Raw genomic sequence first — 26,523 nt, 5'->3', positions numbered from 1 at the left:
TTACAAAGGCACGAGTATAATGGCAGAGTTATTTATTGAAATTTTCACGGAAGAATTACCCGCAATTCCACTATTAAAAAATCTAAGTAATATCGAAGAAAATTGGAAAAATATCTTAAAAGAAAATCGACTTGAAGCAGAATTTGACTTCTTCTATACACCCCGAAGATTAAGTTTTTTACATAAGGATTTTGCATTAAAACAACCTGATACAAAACTAGAAATCTATGGACCACCACTTGCTATTGCCTATGATTTAAATAATATACCAACAAAAGCTATGCAAAGCTTTCTACAAAAAAATAATATTACGAGTGATATGGTAAAAACAGCCCTTAAAGACGGTAAGGAAGTGCTGTTTTATGAAAAAGAAGTGCTAGGGGTAGAATCAAGTAAGCTCTTAGAAAATATGGTGATTACTTTGCTTTGCTCATTGCAGTTTGGTAAAAGTATGCGTTGGGGAAATTGCAAGGAAAGTTTTATACGACCTATACGAAATATTTGTATTATGCTTGATAATAAAAATATTGCTTGCAATGCTTATGGCATAAAGGGAAATAATCTTATTTTTGCACACAGACAAGCAAAAGATACAGATAACAAACAAAAAAGTTGCTATGTCACAAGTATAGAAACCTATCGTATTTTTTTAGCACAAAATGGTGTGATACTAGAGCAAGATAAGCGTAAGGAGCTGATATTACAAGAAATAAAAGAACTTGAGAATAGACATAATATAAAAGTGGAAATTGATGCTGACTTATTACAAGAGATTGTAGCGATTACAGAATGTCCACATGCAATGCTTGGAATCTTTGATGAAAAGTTTTTAAAGATTCCACAAGAGATGATTATAACTTCTATGAAAGAGAACCAAAGGTATTTTGCAGTATATAAAGATTCAAAACTTTTTCATGGCTTTATAGTGGTAAGCAATTCCTTTGGTGGCGATTTCTCTCTTATTGTAAAAGGTAATGAAAAGGTATTGAGAGCAAGACTTGAAGATGCAATGTTTTTCTACACACAAGATATAAATTCTAAAATGGAGTTTGGAAGCCTTGGATCTATCAGCTTTATGGAGGGTGCAGGAAGCCTTTGTGATAAAATTGCACGAGAGCAAGACATAGCAAATGATCTTATAGCATTACTGAATACAAAATATATAAAATGCGATGAAAGCGAAAAAAATCTTATCATACAAGCCTTAAAATATGCAAAGTGCGATCTATTATCTCAAAGCGTTGGTGAGTTTCCAGAATTACAGGGTATTATGGGATCATATTTTGCAAAAGATAATGGAATGGATTCTGAAGTATGTCTTGCAATAAGAGAGCAATATCTGCCTAATGGACTACAAGCGGCATTACCTAGCAGCAAAATAAGTGCTATTGTCAACATGTCTAATAAGCTTGATACTATTTTTACACTTTTTAATATCAATAAGATTCCAAGTGGTTCAAAAGATCCATTTGCATTGCGGAGACAAGTTGCTGCCATCTTGCGAATAGCACATCAATTTGGGTTTGATTTGAGTATAAAAGAGATATGCAATCTTGCAAGTAAATCTTACACAAATGCAAAGCAAGACATGCTTGTAGAATTTATGATGGAGAGAGTGTATGGAATCTTTCCGGGTGTAAATCCAAGCATTGTGCGTTGTGTATTACTTATGGGATTTGGTGTTGCACAAAGTTTTGATAAAATACTGGCACTTGCATCTTATTTTGAGAGTGCGGATATAAGATCTGTGATAAGCACTTTTAAACGTGTAGCAAATATTTTAGATGATAAGAATCTAGCACAAGATATAGTACTAAATACAGAGCTATTTGAGACAAGTGAAGCAACACTTTATGATAATCTTATGGCATATGAGCGTAAAAAGAATGTAGAAATTATAAATAATACTCTAGATTCCGAGTCATATCTAGCGCAGATAGAAGCACTATTCTCACTTAAAGATGATTTAGATTCTGTATTTGATAGTGTTTTGATTTTAACGGAAGATATGACATTGAGGAAAAATCGCATTGGTCTAATCACACTCGCATTTAAAGCGTTTATGGAGTTTGGTGATATGCGTGAAATCGCAGTGTAGGGTTAGCTTTAGAATCTTAATCTTATTGTGATAGTTGTTCTTTAAAATACAAGTTTGATAGCCAGTTGAAAAGGACGAATCATGTCGTTAAAAAGTGTGCTGGTAGTTTTTTTCTCATTTTATACTTTAGATACAAATATGCTAAAAGAATGCAAAAATGATGCAGACAAAATAAGCGGTTGTGTAGAGAGAAGTTATCATACAAATGGGGTACTTTGAATGCAACACCATATAAAAATGGTAAAGTAGAAGGTATAGGAAAATGGTATCATGAAAATGGCAATATAAGTCTAGAAGTGAGATATAAAAGCGGTAGGCAAGAAGGCGTAATAAAAAAGTATCATGAAAATGGAAACTTACTGGCAGAAGCGCTAGCTTTAGATAATAAAACATATGGAGACATGAAGCTTTACGCTGAAGATGGGAAGTTGCTAGTCTTGATTGAGGTTGAAAATGACATACCTATAAGCGGCAAATGTTTTAATGGTAAAGTTTTAGCAAATAAAGAGTTATCAAATATATGGGAAAACATGCGAGACCACCCTGATGCTTTAACTACCCTGTTAAATGAAATATGTTCGCTTAATCCTTAGATTCTATTTTAATCTTTAGAATCTACTCTTACAATAAGACTATCTGGCAAACATAGAGATTTTATAATTGTTTGCTCAACTAGTCTCTGTTCTCCATTGTCCTCTTCGTGATCAAAACCTAACAAGTGTAAGAATGCATGGATAAAGAGAAGTGAAAGCTCTGCATAAAGATTATGTTGATACAATATTGCTTTATCGCATACTTCACATACGTTAATAATGATGCTGCCTAAACATTGCGATGGTGTATCTTCAGATTCTATTATGTCTTGCGTTATCAAAGGAAAGCTTAATACATCTGTGGGATAATCTTTAGCCATATATTGTTTATTAAGATCTTGCATGGTTTCATTATCTACAAGAATTAGTTCAATATAGAGATCTTGTTTATATAAAGACTCTATGTGTTTATAGAAATTCTCTTGTAATTTTAGAGACTGCTTTATAGTATCTATTTGTATTGTCTGCAAAATAAAGTCTGCTAAAGACTCTATGTAGCCAATTGCTTCTATATTAGACTTTTGAGTAACATTATTATGAGAATCTTGCCATGCTTTTAGTAGTGCTGTGTATATTTGTTGATCTACTTTGCTATATAATTCATTTGAGTTAGATTCTGGTGTATGTTGTATGTAATGTAGATTTTTTAGTTTTTCATACATGTGCGGAAAGATATGTGCTATTTTAAAATGATTCCATATATTTCTACATGGCTCTAGCATAAAAAAATCATCATCATATTCTATTCGCATATTTGCACCTCGCATTCAAGCTGTATACCACTTGTTTCATAAACTTTTTTTCTAGCGAGATGTATGACTTTTATCGCATCATCATAACTTGCCCCACCAAGATTCACTAAAAAATTTGCATGTTTATTGCTAAAGCCTATATTATTAATGAAATAGCCTTTCATACCTGCTAACTCTAGTAATCTACCTGCATAATCATTTGGAGGATTCTTAAAGCAACTTCCACAGCTAGGTTCATGCGGATGAGTGTTTCTCATTTGCGTGAAAAGTGGCAATAAATCATGGCGAAATCCTTTTATTTTATGAAATCTTGCTGCAAAAATGACACCACCACTCTCTCGGTTCCTATATAAGAGTTTTGCCTCTTTTACTCCAACCCATCTACCATTAATATTTAGACTTTGTAGAGTTTCTGCTATCTCATATTGCTTCATGCCTGCATTCATATTGCATAATGCACCAATATTGCCTGGGAGGTTTTTAAGAAATTCAAGCCCACTTAAATCATGCTTTTTAAAAAATAAAAATGCTTGCAAACTTGATACACTTGCCCCCATTTCAATGCAATCATCATTTAAGGCAATATAATTAAAACTATCGCCTAAGATTGCTAGATTCTTTGCATTTGGTGACACAAGTACATTGTTTGCTTTACCTATGATACGCCATTGTGTAGAATCTTTTTCCAACAATGATCGTGTGGTGTGTGTTAAGGATATATCGCAATTTAATGTGGTATTTTTATATAAAATGGGTTTCTTACTTGCCTGCATATTACATTCTACTAGATTTTTAGAATCTTGATGGTAAAAATATGCTCCTATATCAGTTATATCAAAGACTTTCACAAATAATTTTGTGCCAATCTTAAGGCTTGAATATTTTTGAAAATCAATTAGTATATCTTGCATAATAGTTAAGAGATGATGCTAGGAATCATATTAATTACCATTTTGGTAAAGTCCATAAGCATATTTAACATCCATGGCATTGTAAAAATAATCATAGCAACAACTGCTAAAATCTTTGGAACAAAAGCGAGTGTCATTTCATTAATCTGTGTTGTCGCTTGAAAAATACTGATTAAAAGACCCATGATGAGAGCGACAAGCAGGACAGGCAGGGATAAAAAAAGTGTGATTTTATAAGTTTGTATGGCAAGCGACATGAGTTGTTGTTCCATAGAATATACCTTGTGACATTAATATAGCAATTACACTAGCATTCTAGCATGTTTAGGAAAATATGAGAACGTCATACACATGGAATATATCTTTTAATGTAAGCTAATTCGTATTATTAAACTCTATATAAAATCATTTCATACACATAAAATTGAGATTTATCGCATTTTTTATAAAATTTATACAAAAAATTAATAAAAATGCAAAAATATATTGACTTTATTGAAAAAAAAAGATAGAATTGTGTCTTTATTTTAAGTCGCTTTTAGAAAGACCCGTTAGCTCAGCTGGTAGAGCAATTCCCTTTTAAGGAATGGGCCGTTGGTTCGAATCCAACACGGGTCACCATTTAGTCTAAGCTGTGGCCCCTTCATCTAACGGTTAGGATACCACCCTTTCACGGTGGCTACAGGGGTTCGAATCCCCTAGGGGTCACCAAGCTTTAAGATATTGCACTACATTATACAATAATTTCTTTAGGTCGCTTAGCTCAGTTGGTAGAGCGCCACCCTTACAAGGTGGATGTCACAAGTTCGAGTCTTGTAGCGACCACCATGGAGCGGTAGTTCAGTTGGTTAGAATACCTGCCTGTCACGCAGGGGGTCGCGGGTTCGAGCCCCGTCCGTTCCGCCACTTCTATATATAATCATAACTTATTCTGTTTTTACTCATCCTAAAACTGCAATTATTTTTACATTTTTACCTTTATAGATAAGCATGAGTTCTAATATTCCCTCAAGTTGATTAAGGTTTATTTTTTAATTTCTTTAGAGCTTAATGCGTTTAATTGCTTAAAATAAAGCATTGTCGTTCAAAAAAAACTACATACCTATCATTAAATATTAAATTTTATGATAGGAAAAAATTCTTACACGCTTAGTCTTTATAAAACTATAAAAGTTAATTTCTTGGATTAACCTGTGTAAAAAGTCCTGGATTATCCTTGAAGTCTTGTATTGCCTCTTCATATACTTTTTCAATTTTTTCTATACTTAAATCTAGGGCATATTGTTTTGCAGATTCTTTATATTTATCATGCATAGTTGCAAGCTCTTCTTTATGCTCAATCCAATATTCAATCTTGGCACACAAATCATCAATATTATTTGTTTGAAATAAGCTTCTCTCATCAAGGGCGAATTGATTTGTAGCAGAAATTTTGGAATCTGCTATCACGGGCACGATACCAAACGATATTGCTTCAAGACAAGAAATTGCTTCACTTTCAACTTGTGCAGGGTGCACATATAAATCCATTTTAGCAATTTTTTCCATTAATAAACTATTTTCAATATATCCAAACTCATAAGGGCCTTTTAATAGTTTTTCGCATAGCCCTTTGAGATAAGATTCCTTAGGTCCCAATCCATGTAAATGCAGTTTGATAATGTCTGCATACTTACTTTTTGCAATTGCTTTAATAAGTATATCTTGTCTTTTTTCTTTAGAGAGTCTGCCAACAGATGCGATATGGAAGTAGGAATCACTAAGGCGTTCTTCTTTTTCAAGAGTTTGTTTAAATTTAAAACCATTGCTAATAACATATTTTTTACCACCATATCCAACACGATTAAGCTCAGTTTCCATAAGCTTACTAGGGCAGTGAATATGGTGCGAGTAACGATAAAATGCACGATAAAAACGCATATATAAATAGTCATTAAACCATTCAAAATCCATATTCATATTGTAGCTTATATGTTGTGGTTGTGCATGAAATGCGGTAATGTATGGTATACGCATTTTTCTACAAAGATGTAAAGCGACAATCTCAAGCCTAAAAGGCAGATATAAATGCACAATATCTGCACCTTTAAATGCTTCTTTTAATACTGCAGTATCTGCTGATCCAAATATCATGTGTTGTCTTTTAGATGCTTCAGTCACAAGAGGGATATAGCGCTCTTTTACTCCATAAAGCTTCTCACCCTCTTCCCTCATTATTCCTCTTGCCATCTCCCCTTTATCATCAGTAATATTGGTAGCTACTATGCGAACTTCATGCCCTTTTGCAACAAGCTCCCGTGCAAAACGAAATGCCGTCATAGAAGTGCCATTACTTCTATTTCTATAACTATCAACAACAAAGACGATAATCATTGGTCAAACCTTAGTTTAAAGATTTTTTTATCAAATACAGCAATATAAAACATGCCATAAAAGACCTTGATATCAAGTAAGAAACCTTCAACTTTTACCTCACACTTCTTCGTATCATCTTGCAGAGCTTCTGCCTTAAAGATAACTTCGTGTCCTAATTCTATTGGTGCAAGAAACTTAATGTCTGCACCAATAACAAGACTATTTTTCTTATTTAAAGCGGTTAAAGCACAGTGTGAAGCTGCACTAAAGATAAAGCCACTATGAATAAGCCTAGAGTCTACACACATATCTTCAGTTGGGGTAAAGCGAACTTGTGAGATATTATGTCCTAAACCAATAAGTTCACCAGACAATCTAAAGTTAATATCTTGTGCGATACTTCTATCTTCTAAGTGATTGCTTAAAGTAGCACGTACCTCTTTTTCTTCCGTCATACCTTCTCCTTTACAAACTTTAGTTAAGAATATTTGCAGTTGCAAATATTCTATAAAACCTAACTTAATATAAAAATTAAAAACCTAAACAATGTAAAATGATCGGCCGTAGCCATGTTTGTATGAATCCCTAAGTATTATAGCGACTATTTTGCTTTTAAGGGTACTTCTCTTTCTAGCAATGTTTGATAATCATTACATGCTTTTTGATCCCCTTCTCTACAATGTTTAGCCAAAACATCAAGCTTTTTTGCAGCATCTTCATCATGACTTTTAGCAACATTTTGTATGGTAAAATATTGACTTGCAAAAATAAAAACTACCGCTAGGACAAACACTATAAAGCTTTTTGGTCGCAACTTGAACTTTAAGAACTTCACACAACCCCACTTATTTTGTAATAACAGCGAAAGGCGTATTCTAGCATATTTTTTGTTGAGAAAAGAACTTTTACAATGTTGAATAGAAAATTTTAGATTTTTCTTTGTAACTTTAATTGTATTGAAGAAGTGAAAGAGGAATATTTATACTTATTTTTATTTATTAGAATATGAAATAGATAGATGGTATATATTTTGCTTATATTGACATTGTACTAGAACCATACGAAAACTAAAGAAAACTATAAAGCTATATTTTCTTAGAGAAGATTCTATAAATGCAGGAGGCATACAATGAATGACACGATGTTAAATGCTGTAAGCGGAATTAAGACGCATCAATTTGGACTTGATAGTATCTCCAATAATATCGCCAATGTGAATACAGTTGGCTATAAAGCAAATGATCCAGAGTTTAAAACGTTATTTTCGCGTAGCATGGATTCCATGAATGCCTCGACAGTTACAAACAACGATTTTAGCTATGGTGTAACAGGTGCTAGCAACAATGTGATTACAAAAATGGGGAATCTAAAAAAAGCAGATAGTGATACAAGCGTAGCCTATACAGGTAAGGGGTGGTTTGTTGTTGGAAAAAATAAAGAAGGGCAATTTGAGATAGGGGAAGATGATTTTAATGCAAGTGATGAAAACTTCTTTACAAAAAATGGGGATTTTACAATAGATTCTGATGGATATTTGGTAAATTCTGAAGGGTATTATCTCTATGGCGTAAATCTTGGAAAAATCAATGGAAATAATTTCAAAGCTTCACAAGACCCAGAAAAAGACTATAAAGAACTCGCAAAAGGCGTGATGAAGCCAATTTCTATACCACCACAAATTAGTTATCAGCCCGTAGAGACAACAAAAGTAGATTTAAGTGTAAATCTAAATCGCACAGGTGAGCTTAAAAATGTGGTGTTAGCATATACAACCAATGGAATTTTTGATGAAGTGGGCTTCTTTAATCAAGATTTTAATGCACTCGCAAATCGCGATGGCGATATGATACGCCCCAATACTTTTCCAAAAGCAGATATTGAAGTAACAATGCCAGATGGCACGGTGCAAATCGCACATTATGAATATGGTGATGGGACTTCATCGCAGGGTAAATTTCATACAATAGGGCAGTTGCAATACCTTATCAAGAGAGATACAGGACTTGATTTAGAATTAAATAGAAATCCAAATGGATCAATCGATCCAAAAGGTGTGCTTGTGCTAAAAAATAATACAAATACGCCGGTAAAAGTTAAGCTAAGTGGGAATTTCTTTGAGCGACTGCATCTAAGCGGTGAAATGGATAATATGGGTAAAAACGACTATCTAGCAGGCACAAATCTCAGTGTGCCAAGTTTTACAAATACAACTGAAATCTTTGATGAAGGTGGTAAAAAATATGCTATGCATAATGAATACTTCCTTGTAAATGCGGGAGATTCTGAAGGCACACAGCAAATGCCAGAGACTTGGAATGTGCGTAGCTATATACATGAATTTTCAGGTAATCGCATGCTTATTAGCAGTGAGGTAAAAGAGGGTAAAATTTTCTTTGACCCAAGCGGTAAGGCAGAAGCTGATGATATGGAGATTCCATTCTTAGGCAAAAAAAGTGTTAAGCTAACGCTATCAAGAAGCACGAATAAAGTCTATAAAGATTCTGGTGTGAATGATACAGAGCAAGATGGTAAGAATAGGGGCGAAATGTCTAATATTAGAATCAATAATGAGGGCATTATCTCTGTTGCTTTCACAAATGGACAAACAGAAGCGATCGGTCGTGTGGGGCTTGCTATGTTTGCAAACGATCAAGGGTTAAAAAAGGTCGGCGGGAATCTTTTTGCCCTAAATCCTAGCACGATTAATGGCGAAGTAACGCAACTTAGTGGGAATCCAAAGCTTGTGTGGGGGGAAGATTCTAACCTTAAGCAAGGGAAAGTATTGCAAGGCTATGTTGAGACAAGCAATGTTGATGTCGCAGATGCCCTAACAAATCTCATCTTGATGCAAAGAGGCTATTCTATGAACGCAAAAGCTTTTACAACTTCTGATGATTTGATTAAAGAGGCTATCAATCTTAAACGTGCTTAATATATGATATAAATTAATGACTTATCAATATGAAATGCGAAGTCATTAAAAGTTCTTCCTATTACTTCTAGAGTTTCTATCGTATGCAATCCGAAAAGCAACGAGTAGATATTGCTCCTTTGTGTATAGAGTTTATTGTATAGTTATGAAACAAGATAGTAAAATATAAAACTGGGCAATTGAATTAATGAAAAATGATAATAAGTAAAGATTGAGTAATACTTGAATATATACATAATTGAATAATACAATATTGAAATGTTTCAATAGGAATAAAAGAAGTTGTGAAGTTTGGCATATAAATAACGTGTAACCTATTTTAGCTTTAGTATTAAACTAGAGCGATGGAATCTTGCAACTATTTTTTGTATTTATATGTGCTTATAGATGCAATCTTTTGTATGTAAAATTTTTATATATTTTTATATGAGATCTTAAAAAAGATTTTAAATAATAAAAGCTTTTTTGTAGTGCACTAATAAACATTCTTTATATGTCTAGCATATAGGTTTTGTAGTTATGCAAGATTCTTTAGTTTTTTATTATATTGTGGATCTACATATAAAGTAATTTTAAAAGAAATATTATAGACTAAATTAAGACTATGTATAAGCTGGTTAAAGATATAATAAAACAGATGGAGGAAATGGTCGGAGTAGCGGGATTCAAACCCACGACCTCACCCACCCCAAGGGTGCACGCTATCAGGCTGCGCTATACTCCGCAGAATTAGATTCTAACATATTGAGTTTAATATATAGCCTAGAATATTTTTTACATACTAACTATTTTAATCGTTATATTAAGTCATCATAGCTCATAATAATATGATAGCAAATCTCAAGGCTACATATTAAATAAGAAGCTGAGCTTATTATACTCAATAAATAATCTTTTTTAAAACAAATAAACCGAGTGATACAACTAAAATGCAATATTAGTAGTGGCGGACAGGGAGGGATTCGAACCCTCGGTAATCTTGCGACTACGCATCCTTAGCAGGGATGTGGTTTCAGCCAACTCACCCACCTGTCCTCTTGTAGTTTTTATAATAATAAATATTTCCATAAAACAAGTTTTTGGATTAGGGATTCTAACCAATAGAAGCTTAAATTTTACTTAAAATAAAAGGTTGGTTTTCAATTTGTAGTGTAGATATATGTTCTCACAGAAGTTTAGCTTATAAAAGTCTGTTTTATTTGTAGTTATTTAGAGAATCTCTTCAAAGAAATTGAAAAAGATTCAAATTTTTCTTTAGAGACTTTTTGGAATCATAAAGATATGCAAAAATTACGCATACTTCATAAGCAAGGTGCGTATAAAAATCATGATATTTGTAAAAAATGCGTTGAAGATTCTCAATATTAATATGATTTAATTTAATAAGCTCTATATTATCATGATATTAGAATAATTTTGTTTCTATTAATCATAAAGCGAGTTTAGGTTACTTGTTGTTTCACTTTATGTGATGTATGCTTGTACACTTCAGCAAATAGAATGGGTAAGATATTTTAGGGTAGGGTAGGTCAATATATAATTTCAATAATAGTAACTTTTTCTTATTTGCTTCTGCTAATGTGTAAAATTTTAAATAAATAGTTTTCATTATCAAGATTATTACCCATAAAATATAAAAGGTATATTATTTGCTTAAGTTTGGTTATGGTAGTTTAGATGACTGGTATCTGGCCATTTATTGCCATGTGATTTTTTTTAAGGAGCAACGTATGAAAAAAATGTTAGCCTTAGGTCTCTTAAGTCTTTCTCTTGCACAAGCAAAGGTGTTTGTAGGTATTGATGGTGGTTATGTCATGGCAGGTAGTGCCCCATCTGGTAAGACTAACTCTAGCGTATGGAATGGTCACTATCAAGATGCGTGGAGTGTGAGTGCAAATTTTGGTTATGAATCTTTATTTAGTAACCATTTTGGTGCAAGAGCATTTATTAGTGCGGGTTATGGCAATGTGCTTGATAGTGCGTTAACAAATCAATTTATTACAGTTGATGGTAATATTGATTTGATGATAAATTTTGTGCCTAGCTTTGGTATATTTGCTGGTGTTGGTGCGGGTTATCAATACCATTCATTTGGTAATGTATACAAAGAGCATGGCATTCCATTATTTGGTAGAGCAGGTGTAACCTTTGGTATAACAGAGCATTTGCGACTTGACTTAACAGCTAGATTACCAATTATTACATGGGACGCAAAAGATTCTCTAGTTGGGTTACCAATGTTTTCACCACTTACAGTTCAAGCTGGTATTAAATTCTTATTCTAAAAGGTTATATGGCCTTTAGGAGTTTTTACACGTCATGTTATTTGATAATGACATACGTGTGAGTGTGATGTATAGATTCTAGGGTATTCTATAATTTGGGATTTATCTTAGAATCTTATGTTTATTTATGATTTTTTCTTCCATGGCTAAACTTTATATTGAAGCAATTGATATAAACAATATAACAAAGGAAGAGCTATATATCTCTTACACCAATTCAATTATTGCCAACAATAAAAGCCCTTTAATGCTGTATAAATAGTTGTTTAAAGCAGCGATAAATTCTATATTTGAGAAATTGGGCCTTGCTAATCATAAGAGTTAAATGCGGAGTTTTATATTTCAATGAACCAAACTTATTTCTAAATCTAAAGCATATTCTCCTAATCAAATTTTTGACTTTTTATTTTTTTGTATTATAATCCTGACTTCGTCTTTAAGCGATATATCTACATAAAAAAAGGAAAAATATGAAAAAAGTGTTAATTGGTGCTAGTAGTGTATTGTCCCTTGTTTTGCTTAGTGGTTGTTCATCACTTGTTGCTACAAAAGTGGATTCTAATGTGGGTTATTTAGTGCAGTTTAGTGGGAGTGATTTTAATATTGGTGATGTTGTAAGTGCAGAGATGCCTTATGATGCTAAAAATCCAGATATGACTGCTATGGTATTAAATAAAGCTATTGTCGATAATAAATGTGATACTTTATTATTACCTCGTTACGAGATTGTATCAAAAACTTTTGGTGAAAATCTTATAAGAGTTACAGGAAGAGCCGCTACATTTAAAACAAAATAAGTTTGTTACCCCCCCCCTTTTTTTTATTTTTTTGCAAGTTTTAGCCAATGCTAATTCTTGCAATTGATTTGATATTACAACACATTTTAATTCTTATAAGTTTATTAAGGAAATTAAGATGAGTTAGCCATCTTTAGACAGATTCTAAGTTTTAAGCATAGTGATATAAATCAGTGTTAACTACTTACCTTATAAATTCATATTATTTAAATCAAGACTATATTGAAGATTGCATGATATCCTAGAGACAATACTTTTTTGAGATATCTCTTAGATATAATGTAATGAGTTTTATGACTATTCTTTGCAACCTTAGTCCTATTTTCATAGGCTGCTAAGATTACAGTGTATAATGGATAGCAAGCAAATACTAAAATAACAATAAAAGTACATCTTTAATTACAATTGCATTAATGATGTCAATGAAGAACGCTCCACAAAGTGGCACTATAATGAATGCCATATGACTTGGTCCATAATGTGAGGTAACTGTTTGCATATTTACCATAGCAGTAGGTGTAGCACCTAGCCCGAAACCACAATGTCCAGCCGCAAGAACTGCTGCATCATAATCTCTACCACAGAATCTAAATGTAACAAAAACAGCATAAAGGATCATTAACACAGCTTGTGATATAAGTATGACAACCAATGGTAATGCAAGGGCTAGTAGTTGCCAAAGATTTAGTGTCATCATCGCAAATGCAAGGAATAAAGAAAGTGAGACATTTCCCAATACAGAAACCTCTCTATCAAACACTTGGTGAATATTTAGTATTGATAACGCGTTGCGTAGCACTACGCCTGTAAAAAGACAATATACAAATGTTGGGAGATTAAGACCAGGAGCTACATCCTTCATAACATCCTCTAATACCTTGCCTATTAATAAACATGCTGCAATCAATGCAAGACTTTCTATGAAGCTAATAGGTGTAATTAGTCTTTCTTTTGTTGGTGTTTCAAATCCATGCACATTCTCATCATTGTTATTATGTTCTACATCTGGTAATTTAAGGTTGTGTCTTTTAATAAGAAAGCGTGCAACTGGACCACCGATGAGCCCACCCATAACAAGCCCAAAAGTCGCACATGCCATGGCAACACCTGTTGCAGCAGAGAAGTTATAAGGATCTGCCTCAAAAACCTTAGCCCATGCAGCACCTGTACCATGTCCACCACTCATAGTAATAGAGCCACCAAGCATACCAAGTAATGGATCAACGCCCATGATATATGATATACCAACGCCAACAATATTTTGCAAGAAAAGTGCTCCAACAATGATAATAAGGAATATAACAAGCATTTTACCCCCTTTTTTCAATGAGGAGAAATCTGCACTAAGCCCAATTGATGCAAAGAAAGCAAGCATTAAGGGCTCTGATAATGAAGTATCGAATTTAAATTCAAGCTGTAGAGTTTTATAAATTAATAAAATGACAACCGCAGTGATGACACCGCCCACAACAGGTTCTGGTATATTATAATCTTTTAATACCTTTACACGCTCAATAATAAATCTACCAAGCAATAAAATAGCCACCATACACACAAGTGTGAAGTAGAAATTAAAATCAATACTGCTTAAACTTGCATTTTGTGCATCAATGTAGCCTTGCAATGTTTGTTTATTGTGTGTATAGGTTACAGAATAATAATCGCCTACTTTACCAAGCACCTTTAGTTTTGTGTCTATGGGTAGAGTTGCATCAAGTTTACATTGCTCATTTGGCGCGGCATAAAGCGTAGCATTTTGCGTGTTAATTCTGTATTCATCACGCCATGTAGCCATTTTTTCTAGTTTTATATTATTTGTACCACATTTGGTTGCGTAATCTTGTGCGGTTTCAGCTCCATAAAGTGGAAATAATCCGCATAAAAACAAGAAAAGGCATAAAATATGTCTCATAAGAAATCCTTACTATTAAGATTGCGATATCTAGGTTAAATCCTAAATCCTACATTTGTCTATCTTAGAATCAGAAGTTAGATTCTTCATATTACTACACTAAAACTTTATAGCCATCTACATAATGGAGAATTTAACACGAACATAACAGCTTGTTTTAAACAAGAGCAATATTCAAGTAATCTCTATACTAAGACTTACATAAATTTAGAAAGGCTTTTGCAAATTTGGATATATAGTTTTTGCTATTGTGCACCAAAACTTACAAAAACAATAGATAGTAAAATCCAAAAAAGACATATTGTTATAACTCCGGTGTGACAATGTATATAACTATCTTGCCATATTAAGTTAACAAAATATCTAAAATCTAACTATCTACCTTTACGTATTTACTATAAAGCCCATGCACCTCATATAGATTTAACGAATATCTAACATCCATTTAGTTTATATAACCTGAAGTTTAAATTATATAAACTAAATTTTAAATTTAAAGATATAAGCATGTAAAATCTAAAATTTTAAACAAATAAAATATCAGCCAAAGCTTACTTTCATTATAAATCAGTCCTCTATAATCTTATAAAAATAATTACTAAACTACCACTTATATTTCAATAAACTTACAAAAAAGTAACATTCTATATCTTATCACACAACATCTTATTTCAAAAATAAACAAAAGATATAATAAGCATATTAAGCTTTAGCAAATACTAAAGATTTTTGCCATAGATACGGATTTATTTCACACCAAATTTGCTCACCTACTCTGTAGTCACTCTCCTTTTTATTACATACTTTTGTGATGAGGGCTTGTAAATCTTTTGGGTTTCTTACTAAGCTGCATTCTAGAAAATCCTTAGAGTGTGCTATATCCAAAAACCATTCCTTTAATCCATTTTCTTTTTTATCTCTCTGCATCCATTGCACAATAGGTGAAACAAACCCCATTTTACTTTTACGCCAAATAACAGATTCTGGCATAATATCATGCAAGGCATCGCGAATCAATGCTTTTGTATAACCATTTCTAATTTTATATGTGTAGGGTAGGCTAAAAACAAGCTCTACAATCCTATGATCTAAAAAAGGCATACGCACTTCTACGCCATTAATCATAGAATACCGATCGTAATTTCTTAAAAGTGTTTGCAATACGCTTTGATCAAATAATTCGAAAAGCCATTTTGAGAAATAATCAAGTTTTTTAAAGTTCGGATGAGAGTCATAGGGTGCATATAGCTTATTTCTTATCTTTTTGTTAAATTTTGATAAAAGAAATTTGATTCCATCTTTATAAAGTTCTAGTATTTGTTTTGGTTTTTCACTCGAATCATTTAAAGTATATAAGATATTTCTTACTTGTTTCATGTTGTATTTTGCATCCCATAAAGCATGCATTATGTGTCCATAACCACTAAAAAGTTCATCCGCACCATGTCCATCAAGGGTTACTGTGACGCCTTTTTGTTTTATAGCGTGATATGTTGCGATCATTGGAACAGGACTTGTAGTATATAAATCTTCAAAAAGATAGAAATAATATTCTATTTTATCCCAATGAGCTATGGGATTAATCTCTAAAAATTCACCTTGTATATTAATATGGTCGCATACTGCTTTAGCATATTGACTTTCATCAAATGGCGTGTCCTTAAAACAAGCAATACACGCATGTTGCCAATTATTAGATTGCCTTGTATGTTGCGCCATATATTTACTTACATGTGACATGGTGCATATTGTAGCACTAGAATCAATTCCACCACTAAGAGCTGTCCCTAGATTTACATCCGAACGCATTCTTAATGCAACAGAATCAAAGAATAAATGACGAAACTCTGCAACAACTTCTTTGTAAGATTTTGGTGCTCGTGGGTTGTATAACATATTATCAAGTATGTGATAGTATCTTTGTAATTTAAGATCATTTATACCATTTTGTATAGAATCTAAATTAATGGTTGCAAAATGTGCATGTGGAAAGCGTTTAATGCCATCTACTAGCGTATGTTTGCCACATTCATAGCTATATATCCTATTGTGTATCATATCATTAAAATGATTAGAAGGTTTTATTTCTTGTAAAAATGGATAAATTGCTTTCATTTCAGAAGCAAAAATAAAGCTAGTTTCACCACTTTCATTAGTAGTAAATGTATAGAAGAGTGGTTTCTTTCCAAACCTATCACGTGATAGAAAAAGTTCTTTTGTTTCATGATTAAATATAGCAAATGCCCACATGCCATTAAATTTATTTAAACATGCACTACCATAAGCATCATAACTAGCAAGTAAGACTTCACTATCAGATTCTGTGTGAAATATGTATCCCTTTGCTATTAGTTCATCACGTAGTTCTAAAAAGTTATAAATCTCTCCATTAAATATTAGACTATACTTTATGTGAAGATGCGTTGCATTTTTATACGATATGTCCCCCCCCCCCCACATCATTAGTATTTAGAGGAAAGTGCATTGGTTGTGTTGCCCTGTTGCTCAAATCAACAATTTTTAATCGCACATGACCAAGACTTACGTTTCCATTATGAAATACTGCACTACTATCTGGACCTCTATGATTTATCGTCTTTAATGCTTTCTCAAACATCTTTGTATTGCTTGATGGAATTGTGCCTAAAATACCACACATAATTTACCTTTTTATGGATTGAGGGATAAATTATACATTAAAAACAATAACCTTACTATAAGTCAAGGTTTTATGATATTGCAACCTATAAGCTTTGGAAGCAAATGAGTCTAGGTACATACACCTAGCAATTAAAATTAATAAATATAGAATATCAGTCCCAGAGTTATTTTTCTGTAGAATTTAGACGTGAAAGCACTGAGAGTTTATGTACCTCAAGCCCTTCCATTTCTGCGAGGGTAGCACAAGGTGTCGCAAGTTTTTCAATACCTTGTTTTGAAAAAGAAATGAGCGAGCTATGCGTACAAAAGTGTTCTACTCCAAGTGGCGAGAAGAATCTTGCACTACCGCCAGTTGGCAGTGTGTGATTTGGTCCCGCGAGATAATCACCAATTGCCTCTGGCGTGTAGTGTCCTAAGAATACCGCACCCGCAGTTTTAATTTCACCTAGAAGTGAAAAGGGCTCTTTTGTCACAATTTCCAAATGTTCTGGTGCTATAGCATTCATTAATGCTACTGCTTGCTTTAGATTCTCAACAATAATAATCGCTCCTCTTTCTTGTATACTTTTTTGTGCAATAGCTTTGCGTGCTAAACTAGTTAGTTTTACATCAATTTTTTGTGCGACTTCATAAGCTAATTGCCTATCATCTGTGATCAATATAGCACTTGCCATTGCATCATGCTCTGCCTGTGAAAGCATGTCTATTGCAAGGTGATCACTATTTGCATGAGAATCTGCAATAATTCCAATTTCGCTAGGACCTGCTATCATGTCAATATTGACTTCCCCAAATACGAGTTTTTTTGCAGTTGCTACATAAATGTTTCCTGGACCAGTGATAACATCAACTTTTTTAAAGCCTTTACTTGTTGTTTGTGTGTCAGAAAAAAGAGAATCTTTACTCCATTTTGTATCTCCAAAACCATATGCAAACATACCAATAGCACCGATTCCACCAATTTTATAACCCTCTTTGATACCACAAAGATACATTGCCGCAAGTACAAGTTCGTTAATGTGGTTGTGTGGTGTTGGACTTGCCATAATAATTTCTCTCACACCTGCTACTTTTGCAGGGATTGCATTCATTAGAAGTGAACTTGGATAAAAGGCTTTACCGCCAGGGATATAGATACCAGCACGCTCAACAGGCATGATATTTTGTCCCAACATATTTGCATATTCATCATGATAAATAAAACCTTTTGGGGCGTTCTTTGCATGAAACGTATAGATTCTATCATAGGCAATTTGCAATGCATCCTTGGTTTTTGGATCAAGGTTTTTATAGGCACTCAATGTATCTTCCTTTGTGATTTTTAGATCATCAAAAGTCTTTGGATTCCAATCATCATACTTTTTTACAATGTCTAATAGAGCCGCTTCACCTCGCTGCTTAATATCTTGTAATGTCTGTAACACCTGGGGAATAATATTATCCATATCTATATTTGCTCGTTCCAAGAGTATGTTAAATTGAGTTTCAAAATCTTTTTCATGTATGTCTAATATCTTAATCATTTTACATTCCTTTATACTAGTGTTTATCATTTGTTTTCATTATAGCAAACAAACTATAAAGTAGGCTGTTTTTGTAATAATCTTAGCGAAACTTTGATAGAATTTTGCTTTTACTCTGTTATAAAAAAGGCATTATATATATGGAAAAACAAGCTATCGTATTTCAAGACATTACTTTACAAGATAAGACAATAATTAATACATATCTAAAACAAGAAAATTTTATGATTTCTGATATATCTTTTGGGAATCTCTTTATTTGGCGTTTAGCAAGGAAGATAGCTTTTTGTATTCTTTATGATTGTCTTGTTATAGAAACAACTTATACTAATCAAGAACCATTTTGTTTTTTTCCTATTGGTAGTGGAGATAAAAAAGCCGCATTGTTTGCACTTTACAGTTATTATAAACAAAAAGGGCAAAAATTAGTATTCCATTCAGTAGAGAAACAAAATTTAGATGTATTATATGAGGTATTTGGCGATACAATAATGCCTGTTTTAAATCGTGATAGGAGTGATTATATCTATAAAACACAAGATTTAATTGAGCTTACTGGACGAAAATACCATAAAAAAAAGAATCATTTGAATAGATTTTTTGATGAATATCGTGGTTTTACTTTTGAAAATATTGATGAAAATAATACGAATGAGCTCTTAGAGACTTGGAAAAAATGGGATAATTCTGGAAGTGATATTGGACTACAAAATGAGTCAAAAGGTATCATAAGTGTATTTGAAAATTATTCAAACCTGGGGCTTTTAGGTGGACTTTTACGTTTTAATGATAACATTATTGCATTTAGCTTTGGTGAGATAATTTCACAGAATCTTTGTATTATTCATATAGAAAAAGCAGATATTAATTATCGTGGTGCATATCAAGCGATTAATCAGCAACTTCTCTTGCATTGTTTTAGCGATATTACATACGTAAATCGTGAGGAGGATTTAGGGATAGAAGGGCTACGTAAAGCCAAACTATCTTATAATCCAGAATTTATCCTAGAAAAATATGAACTAAGTATTGTGTAAAATATGTGCTTTTAATTGTAAGTTTTATATGAGGTATTTTAGAAGTTAGGTGGTATGATGTTTATTTGTGCAGGTGAGAGTGAGCAATTTGTATTTGCAAAAAATATTGGTATCGGTTTGATTGATAGTGCTATAGGGCTTACAAAAATTTGTTTGCAGTATGCACCAAAAGAGCTCGTATTTTTAGGTAGTGCAGGGTGTTATAATCCTAATTGGAATATAGGCTCTATGGCGTATAGCTATACTGCCACACAAATTGAGCTTAGCTTTTTGGACGATCATGCTTATACCCCAATTGACAATAGTATAGGGCTTGAGATAAACAATAATGTTTCACATGAAACATTTATACAAGGTTTGCATGATGAAATTCAAAAGCTACCACAAGTAGTTGTGAATTCGAGCAACTATATTACCAATACAGATCAATATAATATCATGATGTATCATGCAAACATTACACTTGAAAATATGGAGTTTTTTAGCGTTCTAAAGGTTGCACAATATTTTCAGATTCCATGTATTGGAATCTTTTGTGTGAGTAACTTTGTTGGCAAAAATGCACATAATGAATTTATACAAAATCATAGTTTTGTAAAAACAAAGTTGCATGATTTTATAGCTAACCTTGTTTAAAACCACCATAAGGTTTTTATATACCATGAATTATATAGAATTATTTTAGGCAATTCTATATAAAGAATGAGTAACGATCTATTGATAATATTTTTCTTCTTATCTGTTTGATTAGATGCTGATATACAAATAGTGGAGTGAAGTTAAATAAAAATATTTATTTGCAGGTTGAGCCTATTTACCTAGCTTGGTTAATATCTTAGGCTCTGTGAAAGTCTATATACTTAAGAAGATCATAAACCCTGTAATAACAAGTCCACCGAAAAAAGCAAGTAAAGCAGGTTTTCTTTTATTTTTACAAAATGTAGTGATAATAAGCCCACTGAAATAAAATAAAAGTAATGATACAGAAAAGCTGACTGCTATAATGTCAAAATAAAATCCGCCTTTACCTTTATGCATCAAGAGTAAGATACCATACAATCCACGCTCAATCGCACGCAAAACAGTTGAACCATCTTTTGCTTTTGTTACTGTAATGCTATATTGTATTGAACCCATGCTAGGATTCCCACGTGCCATTCTTAAAGTCGTATTGCTTGGGATCTTGAGATTATTCTCTTTTAGAATCTGTAATATAGTCTCTTGCTCTTTTCCTTTTGGTAGAGGCTGTATTTTTATCTCATGGATAGTAGCCCCTGCTTCTTCTTTAATACCAAAAAGATAAAGCGAACCAGTTATTGCATAAAGTAATGCTGCTGGAAGAAAAAATAAACTAAGATATAAATGCACATTCATCCAAATTTTCTTTTTTTTAAACAAGCGAACCCCTTTGTATAATATTATTGCAATAATGCTGATAAATAGTGAGATGAAAATTCGCGTATTATAGCAAAATTTCAGCATATTAAGCCATTGCCATCATATAAAATTTCATAAATAGTAATATAACTCTGTGTTTCAAATAATCATAATAATTGGATTCTATGATAATTTTGTAATATATACTCTTGCTATATTTTCTAGCGAATCATATGTATTTATAATCTCTTCTTCTATAACTGCATGTAGTAGCTTTGTTAAAAGTATGCCAATTTGCTTTCCTTCCATTGAAATGCCTAGAGATTTCGCAATATCTTGCAATGCGTTGCCATTGATGTTTAATTGTGATAATTTATAACACTCTTTTGTAATAATAATTTCATTTAAATCTTGTGTTAGGGCACATATTTTTTTCATGTTATATGGCGGAGTTTCTACAGAATCTTTCAGACTAGATTCTCTAAAGTTACGTTCATATGTTGTTTGTAAGATTGTGTATAGCAATATTAGTCGTGATATTATCTGTATATCATGTTGTAGTAATAAGTATTTTAATGTTATTTTTCTTTTTTGCGTTGTAAATATATTTGTATCACAAAGAAGCTGTAATAATGTGTGGCTTATTTGTATAGTTTTATTGTCAAAATGTAACTGTTTGCAGATAGCTTTATATCTTTGCAGGTATTCTTGTAATTTTTCTTTATTTTTATATATATCTTTTGAATATGGTGTGGGGCAAAATAGTAAAGAAAGCCGTAGAATAGTGTTTTTTGGTGCAATTTTCAGTGTGTTGTAATTGTGGAGTAATTGCATTGGACTTAAATTCTTTAGATGTGGCAAGATAAATAGAACTATACTTTGATATTCAGGCAATATTTTATATGCATATTGTCCGCATAAGAGTTTTGTGAATTCAGCAAGAATACGTTCATTAGCAATATAGGAAAGTCGTGGAGTAAGCAATAGGGCTGCTTGTTTTGTTTCATTATGAAGTGTAAAGGCAAAGGGCAACACAGAAGTAAAGCGAATAGATCGCATGATACGTAGCGAATCCTCTAAAAATCTTTTTTTTGCGTTGCCTACACATACGATTTTTCTTTCTTGTAAATGCTTGATTCCATTGTGGTAATCAAGTAGTTGTATAAGGCATGATGTGTGTGTGGAATCTAAGATTTTATTATTTAAATCCAATTTCTTGTAATCATTTAAACTAAGTGTAGAGTTTTGCTTCCATGGCACATGTTGTGAGAGTAGTGGATTTAGGATATAATTGTTAGGGTGTATGTTCCATTGTAAAGGCGGTATAACCTTAGCATCTCCTTTTGTTAATATATTGTTATGTATTATTTTACATGCGAGTGCATTTATTGTAAAATCTCTACGAGATATATCTTCTTGCAATGTCTGTGCAAATTGTATAGTTTCTGGTCGTCTTCCATCTTTATATACACCATCTGTACGATATGTTGTAATCTCTACAATATCTCCTGTATTTTTGTCTTTAATTCCTAGAGTGCCATACTTTAAACCAATGGGAATGATTTCAAAGTCTTGATGTAAGTCAAAAATTTGTTGAGTTTGCGTGGGTGTTGCATTACTTGTGATATCCCAATCTTTAGGTTGCAAACCAAGCAAACTATCACGCACACAACCACCTATAATATACGCTTCAAAGTGATGAGCTTCTAGAATCTTTAAAATATTGATCACATGATTTGGTATCTGTATGGATAAAATATAGCTTTGCATACTTACTCAAATTTAAAGAGCATGATGTAAAAATCTAACGAAGCTGCAAAAAATTACGCATGAGTTTAAATCCCATCTCATGGCTGCGTTCTGGGTGTGGTTGTATACCTAGAATATTATCTTGTCCAATAATGCTAGGAAATGAGATTCCATAATCACAAGTTGCAATGATGAAACTAGGATTACAGCACACATGATAGCTATGCACGAAATATAAATAAAAAGAATCTCCCAGCGAAGTACATAAATCATGTGGCTTTTTGATAAAGTTTTTATTCCAGCCAATATGTGGTATTTTTAAATGTGTGCCTTTTGTGGCATTTTCTTTAGCATTACTTTTTGTATAAAGTGTTTGTATGTTTTTATAAACATCAGAATCTAAACTTTCACTATTATACATTTCTGAATCACATGTTGTATTTGCACAAGATGTAAAACTTAGGTTTTTAGATTCTGTATTTTTTGAATCTATATTTGTTTGCATATGCCATTTTATTGAAGCCTCTGAACCAAAAGGTGTAACAAACCCTTTCACTAATCCAAGCCCTTTATATTCACCAAATTCATAACTTTTCTCAAAGAGCAATTGCATTCCAACGCAGATCCCAAGCATATAGCGACCACGCTTTGCATACTCACATAAAGATTCATCTAAACCTCTTACAACCAAGTGCTCCATGGCACTACCAAATGCTCCAACGCCAGGCAGCACGATCTTATCGCATGCTTGTATGTCTTTATGTGAGCTAACACGCACAATAGATTCTGTTGTGGCTACATGCTCCAAGCAGCGTATAACATTTGCGATATTACCTACACCATAATCAACTATTCCAATTCGCAAAACTATAGATCCTCCTCTATGATATAAGGTGTGCCTTCAGCTTTTCCCTTGCCCATAAGAGAGCGAACAACTTCTTGCACTTTTGTTAGTGTTGCGTTTTTTGCAGTTGGTGCTTTATAGTTTTTATCATAAACTTTTTTGAGTAGCGCTATTTTTTCGGAATCTGTTTTTAGATTCTTCATTTTTTCATAAAGTTCGGCTACTTTATTTGCAGATTCTGCACCCATCCAGCCAACAGGTATCATTTTGACATCACCTTGTTTTAGTCGCTCATCTAAGTGTTTTAGCTCTTCTTGGCAATGTGGGCAAAGTGGATCGGATATAATATAAAATACTTTTTTACTTGTTTTACCCTTTAAGCTTACAATAAAATCTTGTGGCAATTTTGCAATCTCTTTCTTTACCGCAGCTTGTGTTTTGAAAGTCATATTGTAATTAGTTATTGATCCAAACTCTTGGACGACTAGCTCTCTATCCTTATCATTACTTGTAAAAAAAGCCTGTGTAATAGGTAAGAAAATGCTTTCTTGGCTATTTGTGACAGCAAGCACTTTATATCCGCTTGAGTTATCCTTGAGTGTTAATAATTTAAGGTTACTATCTTGACTCATTTGTTGTTCTTTTAGAATCGTTGTCACTTGCCCTGTTTGTTTTTGTATCATATCAGTAATTTTACTTGCGTTTGCTAGATTTATACTGATACCTAATATCATCAATGTTGTAATTTTCCTTTTCATACTCATATTATATGCTCCAAAATAAAATATGCTAGTATTCTAGCACGTAAATCATAATAACATAATAATACAATAAAAGCTTACTAAAAACCATAGAAACCTAACTTAGTATCATAAATAAACCTTAATTTCATAGCTTATTAGAGGAATTCTATAAAAATAAAACGAGATTTACCTATATCATACAACATTAGGTGGAATCAAGATATGGTTTTGATCCTCTAAACAATATATATTTATAAAAAATACAAAATACTTTTTATTTTTACATAAAATTTTATTTTGGCACATATTTTGCTTCATACGTTTCAAGTGCGAGGTTTGCACAAATACTCTTTAATAAGGACATTAAATATGAAAAAGACAATTTTGGCGGCTTCAGTTATTTCTGTAGCTTTTTTAACTGGTTGTGTAGATAGCGGTTCAAGTGTAGATAATGCTGCGTTAGTTCCACCTGCGGCAGGTCCAGCTTTAGCACCTTTATCTGTGCCTACTTATCCACCTGTTGGTTACAATGCAAATCCTAGTCTTATGGCTTCAACACCTGTTGGCAATAGTGGCATTGTAGCACAGCCAACAACACCACCAATGGCAGCTCCATCAGTGCAAACCGCATATCCAATGGCAATGCAAGCAGGTCCAGCAGTCCCACCTTCACAGTATGATTATAACCCAGCTCCTCGCTATGATAGAGGTGATTATTCACGTAATACAAGAAGTGGTAGTGGTGGTTATGAGCAAGGGTTTGATAGATCAAATGCAAACAGCTTTAGCGATATGAGAAGAGGAGTAAGCGATAGCGATGTGTCTGTTGGGATTCAGAATTCTCCATTGCTAACTCCAAATAACGTTATTGAAATTCAAGCAGTTGGTATGGGTGTAGCACCAGAATCTACGATTTCTCCTGCACAAGCTTTAGCCTTGGCAAAGCGTGCAGCAATCGTTGATGCATATAGACAAATTGGTGAAAAAATGTATGGTATTAGAATCAATGCAAACGATACAATTCGCGATGCAATTGCACAAAACTCCACTATTAAAGGTAGAGTACAAGCGTTAATTAAAAATGCAGAAATTACAGAGACAGCATATAAAGATGGTTTATGTCAAGTAAATATGGAAGTAAAACTTGATGGTAGAATTTGGCATCGTGTTTTGAATAATGGTTAATTTTTATAAGATAATTGCCAATTTCAATAGAATGTGTTAATATTACGGAATGTAAAAAACAAAAAGGCTTAGAATGTGTAAATTGCGAAGCAGTTGTGCTTATATCGCTAAAGGTTTTAGCGTATGTGTCTTAGGATTGTTTATAGCGGCGTGTTCGTGGAAGAGCGACCACGAGCTTACCAATCCAAAGAATCCAGATGGCATTTATGACCCTATGATGAATGGAGGCACAGCAAGTGCACAAGCTGAAAATGTATTTACTCCGCAAGAGCAAGAACCACAAAACCTTATTACAAGTAGTGTAAAATTACTCTATATTAATACTGCACCTTTCAAGTTCTATGATTATGGAAGGCTTAATACTTATAAAAGCGGACTTGTAAAACTAGAACTTTTTAAGTATGCACAGACTATTGGCAGCATTCGCATTAAGGCAGGGAGAATGTGTGTGCTTACAGAGTGTAGTTATAAATGGCCTATCTCTAAGAAGTTTTTTGGAAAAGTGAGTTATGGCGATTTGTTTGAAGACATTCTATTTGGGCGAGATATTTTTGGTGGCAAAGGGAAGCAGGTAGGTCCCAATGGAGTTTCGGTGCAAAGATTCCAACAATCAGGTGAAATGATTTATTATGAAAGAAAGCCGGGCCACACTTTGTTTAAAAATATGTCCACAGGAGTAACCATTGGGGTTGATGACTATATACCTTTGTCTCCAGATAATGGCATACAAAACACACTTAAACTCCCACAATAATTCCTTTTAAACGAC

At 33.0% G+C, this 26,523-nt stretch carries 23 protein-coding genes, 6 tRNA genes and 1 pseudogene; 14 read left to right on the top strand and 16 right to left on the bottom strand.

The genetic code is table 11. From position 1 onward, the window contains the following. The first annotated feature begins 19 nt into the window (after positions 1–19). From glyS to LS81_RS00630, 3 genes are all read left to right on the top strand, one after another. Positions 20–2,098 carry a glycine--tRNA ligase subunit beta gene (glyS, locus tag LS81_RS00635; protein WP_034347654.1) on the top strand — a complete coding sequence of 693 codons (2,079 nt, stop codon included), beginning with the start codon at positions 20–22 and terminating at the stop codon, positions 2,096–2,098. 81 nt (positions 2,099–2,179) lie between these two features. Beyond that, entirely contained in the window at positions 2,180–2,317 is a 138-nt protein-coding gene (locus LS81_RS11805; protein WP_233715832.1) for a hypothetical protein, read from the top strand. Further along, positions 2,314–2,691 (top strand): toxin-antitoxin system YwqK family antitoxin, encoded by a 378-nt coding sequence (locus LS81_RS00630; RefSeq protein ID WP_233715831.1) that lies wholly within the window; start codon positions 2,314–2,316, stop codon positions 2,689–2,691. The genes LS81_RS11805 and LS81_RS00630 overlap by 4 nt, the downstream gene beginning before the upstream one ends. A gap of 8 nt (positions 2,692–2,699) precedes the next feature. Here the strand turns inward: LS81_RS00630 and ybeY are convergent, their stop codons facing one another. The 3 genes from ybeY to fliQ are packed head-to-tail and all read right to left on the bottom strand — an operon-like array spanning position 2,700 to position 4,626. Beyond that, positions 2,700–3,443, bottom strand: coding sequence for an rRNA maturation RNase YbeY (gene ybeY / locus LS81_RS00625; RefSeq protein WP_052096635.1), 744 nt, complete (start codon positions 3,441–3,443; stop codon positions 2,700–2,702). Continuing rightward, positions 3,434–4,354: a UDP-N-acetylmuramate dehydrogenase gene (locus LS81_RS00620; protein WP_034347653.1), complete on the bottom strand. Its 921-nt coding sequence runs from the start codon at positions 4,352–4,354 to the stop codon at positions 3,434–3,436. The genes ybeY and LS81_RS00620 overlap by 10 nt, the downstream gene beginning before the upstream one ends. 5 nt (positions 4,355–4,359) lie before the next feature. Continuing rightward, positions 4,360–4,626 carry a flagellar biosynthesis protein FliQ gene (fliQ, locus tag LS81_RS00615; RefSeq protein WP_034317965.1) on the bottom strand — a complete coding sequence of 89 codons (267 nt, stop codon included), beginning with the start codon at positions 4,624–4,626 and terminating at the stop codon, positions 4,360–4,362. A 273-nt stretch (positions 4,627–4,899) separates the two neighbouring features. On the opposite strand from fliQ, the gene LS81_RS00610 reads away from it, so the two are divergent. The 4 genes from LS81_RS00610 (at position 4,900) to LS81_RS00595 (ending at position 5,260) form a co-directional block, all read left to right on the top strand. Beyond that, positions 4,900–4,975 (top strand) — tRNA-Lys (locus LS81_RS00610). A 15-nt stretch (positions 4,976–4,990) separates the two neighbouring features. Further along, positions 4,991–5,065, top strand: a tRNA-Glu gene (locus tag LS81_RS00605). A 41-nt stretch (positions 5,066–5,106) separates the two neighbouring features. After that, a tRNA-Val gene (locus LS81_RS00600) sits at positions 5,107–5,182 on the top strand. Between the two features lies 1 nt (position 5,183). Continuing rightward, positions 5,184–5,260, top strand: a tRNA-Asp gene (locus tag LS81_RS00595). Positions 5,261–5,527: 267 nt separating this feature from the next. Here LS81_RS00595 and LS81_RS00590 read toward each other — a convergent pair. The 3 genes from LS81_RS00590 to LS81_RS00580 form a co-directional block, all read right to left on the bottom strand. Continuing rightward, the gene (locus LS81_RS00590) at positions 5,528–6,727 is read right to left on the bottom strand and encodes a glycosyltransferase (RefSeq protein WP_034347652.1); all 1,200 of its coding nucleotides are present in this window, start codon (positions 6,725–6,727) and stop codon (positions 5,528–5,530) included. After that, a complete protein-coding gene (locus LS81_RS00585; protein WP_034347651.1) occupies positions 6,724–7,164 on the bottom strand; it encodes a thioesterase in 441 nt (146 codons plus the stop codon). The genes LS81_RS00590 and LS81_RS00585 overlap by 4 nt, the downstream gene beginning before the upstream one ends. Before the next feature lie 146 nt (positions 7,165–7,310). Continuing rightward, entirely contained in the window at positions 7,311–7,544 is a 234-nt protein-coding gene (locus tag LS81_RS00580; protein WP_034347647.1) for a hypothetical protein, read from the bottom strand. Between the two features lie 294 nt (positions 7,545–7,838). On the opposite strand from LS81_RS00580, the gene LS81_RS00575 reads away from it, so the two are divergent. Then, complete coding sequence (locus tag LS81_RS00575; protein ID WP_034347645.1) at positions 7,839–9,641, top strand: flagellar hook-basal body complex protein; 1,803 nt, start codon at positions 7,839–7,841, stop codon at positions 9,639–9,641. 647 nt (positions 9,642–10,288) lie between these two features. Here LS81_RS00575 and LS81_RS00570 read toward each other — a convergent pair. Both LS81_RS00570 and LS81_RS00565 read right to left on the bottom strand, forming a co-directional pair. Continuing rightward, a tRNA-Pro gene (locus LS81_RS00570) sits at positions 10,289–10,365 on the bottom strand. Positions 10,366–10,585: 220 nt separating this feature from the next. Then, positions 10,586–10,676, bottom strand: a tRNA-Ser gene (locus LS81_RS00565). 695 nt (positions 10,677–11,371) lie between these two features. Between LS81_RS00565 and LS81_RS00555 the strand changes: the two genes are divergently transcribed. Together LS81_RS00555 and LS81_RS00550 are read left to right on the top strand one after the other, a co-directional pair. After that, positions 11,372–11,926 (top strand): outer membrane beta-barrel protein, encoded by a 555-nt coding sequence (locus LS81_RS00555; protein ID WP_034347644.1) that lies wholly within the window; start codon positions 11,372–11,374, stop codon positions 11,924–11,926. 470 nt (positions 11,927–12,396) lie between these two features. Further along, a complete protein-coding gene (locus LS81_RS00550; RefSeq protein WP_034347643.1) occupies positions 12,397–12,723 on the top strand; it encodes a hypothetical protein in 327 nt (108 codons plus the stop codon). A 370-nt stretch (positions 12,724–13,093) separates the two neighbouring features. Here the strand turns inward: LS81_RS00550 and gltS are convergent, their stop codons facing one another. The 4 genes from gltS to hisD form a co-directional block, all read right to left on the bottom strand. Beyond that, positions 13,094–14,335, bottom strand: a complete 1,242-nt coding sequence (gltS, locus tag LS81_RS00545) for a sodium/glutamate symporter (RefSeq protein WP_162846237.1) — start codon at positions 14,333–14,335, stop codon at positions 13,094–13,096. Between the two features lie 1,002 nt (positions 14,336–15,337). Beyond that, complete coding sequence (gene asnB, locus LS81_RS00540; RefSeq protein ID WP_237022180.1) at positions 15,338–17,098, bottom strand: asparagine synthase (glutamine-hydrolyzing); 1,761 nt, start codon at positions 17,096–17,098, stop codon at positions 15,338–15,340. After that, the gene (locus LS81_RS00535; protein WP_034347543.1) at positions 17,067–17,294 is read right to left on the bottom strand and encodes a hypothetical protein; all 228 of its coding nucleotides are present in this window, start codon (positions 17,292–17,294) and stop codon (positions 17,067–17,069) included. Before LS81_RS00535 ends, asnB begins: the two co-directional genes overlap by 32 nt. Before the next feature lie 166 nt (positions 17,295–17,460). Continuing rightward, entirely contained in the window at positions 17,461–18,819 is a 1,359-nt protein-coding gene (gene hisD / locus LS81_RS00530) for a histidinol dehydrogenase (RefSeq protein ID WP_034347544.1), read from the bottom strand. Between the two features lie 140 nt (positions 18,820–18,959). On the opposite strand from hisD, the gene LS81_RS00525 reads away from it, so the two are divergent. Together LS81_RS00525 and LS81_RS00520 are read left to right on the top strand one after the other, a co-directional pair. After that, entirely contained in the window at positions 18,960–19,856 is an 897-nt protein-coding gene (locus LS81_RS00525; protein ID WP_034347545.1) for a DUF2156 domain-containing protein, read from the top strand. Positions 19,857–19,913: 57 nt separating this feature from the next. Continuing rightward, positions 19,914–20,492 carry a phosphorylase family protein gene (locus tag LS81_RS00520; protein ID WP_034347546.1) on the top strand — a complete coding sequence of 193 codons (579 nt, stop codon included), beginning with the start codon at positions 19,914–19,916 and terminating at the stop codon, positions 20,490–20,492. A 216-nt stretch (positions 20,493–20,708) separates the two neighbouring features. Here LS81_RS00520 and LS81_RS00515 read toward each other — a convergent pair whose 3' ends face one another. From LS81_RS00515 to LS81_RS00500, 4 genes are all read right to left on the bottom strand, one after another. After that, positions 20,709–21,254: a hypothetical protein gene (locus LS81_RS00515; protein ID WP_034347547.1), complete on the bottom strand. Its 546-nt coding sequence runs from the start codon at positions 21,252–21,254 to the stop codon at positions 20,709–20,711. 162 nt (positions 21,255–21,416) lie between these two features. Then, entirely contained in the window at positions 21,417–23,003 is a 1,587-nt protein-coding gene (locus tag LS81_RS00510) for a CCA tRNA nucleotidyltransferase (RefSeq protein WP_034347548.1), read from the bottom strand. A gap of 34 nt (positions 23,004–23,037) precedes the next feature. Then, positions 23,038–23,847, bottom strand: a complete 810-nt coding sequence (locus tag LS81_RS00505) for an imidazole glycerol phosphate synthase subunit HisH (protein WP_034347550.1) — start codon at positions 23,845–23,847, stop codon at positions 23,038–23,040. 2 nt (positions 23,848–23,849) lie between these two features. Next, positions 23,850–24,590 (bottom strand): disulfide isomerase, encoded by a 741-nt coding sequence (locus LS81_RS00500; protein ID WP_233715829.1) that lies wholly within the window; start codon positions 24,588–24,590, stop codon positions 23,850–23,852. A gap of 810 nt (positions 24,591–25,400) precedes the next feature. On the opposite strand from LS81_RS00500, the pseudogene LS81_RS11800 reads away from it, so the two are divergent. Then, a pseudogene (locus LS81_RS11800) lies at positions 25,401–25,754 on the top strand (LPP20 family lipoprotein); the annotation flags it as partial. A gap of 73 nt (positions 25,755–25,827) precedes the next feature. Then, positions 25,828–26,508 carry an HP0838 family lipoprotein gene (locus tag LS81_RS00490; protein ID WP_034321248.1) on the top strand — a complete coding sequence of 227 codons (681 nt, stop codon included), beginning with the start codon at positions 25,828–25,830 and terminating at the stop codon, positions 26,506–26,508. Positions 26,509–26,523: the final 15 nt, after the last annotated feature.

This window comes from Helicobacter trogontum (assembly GCF_000765905.2).
Lineage (GTDB): Bacteria > Campylobacterota > Campylobacteria > Campylobacterales > Helicobacteraceae > Helicobacter_A > Helicobacter_A trogontum.
The sequence above is the reverse complement of the archived record's forward strand: the minus strand, read 5'-3'. Positions and strand labels throughout refer to the sequence as shown.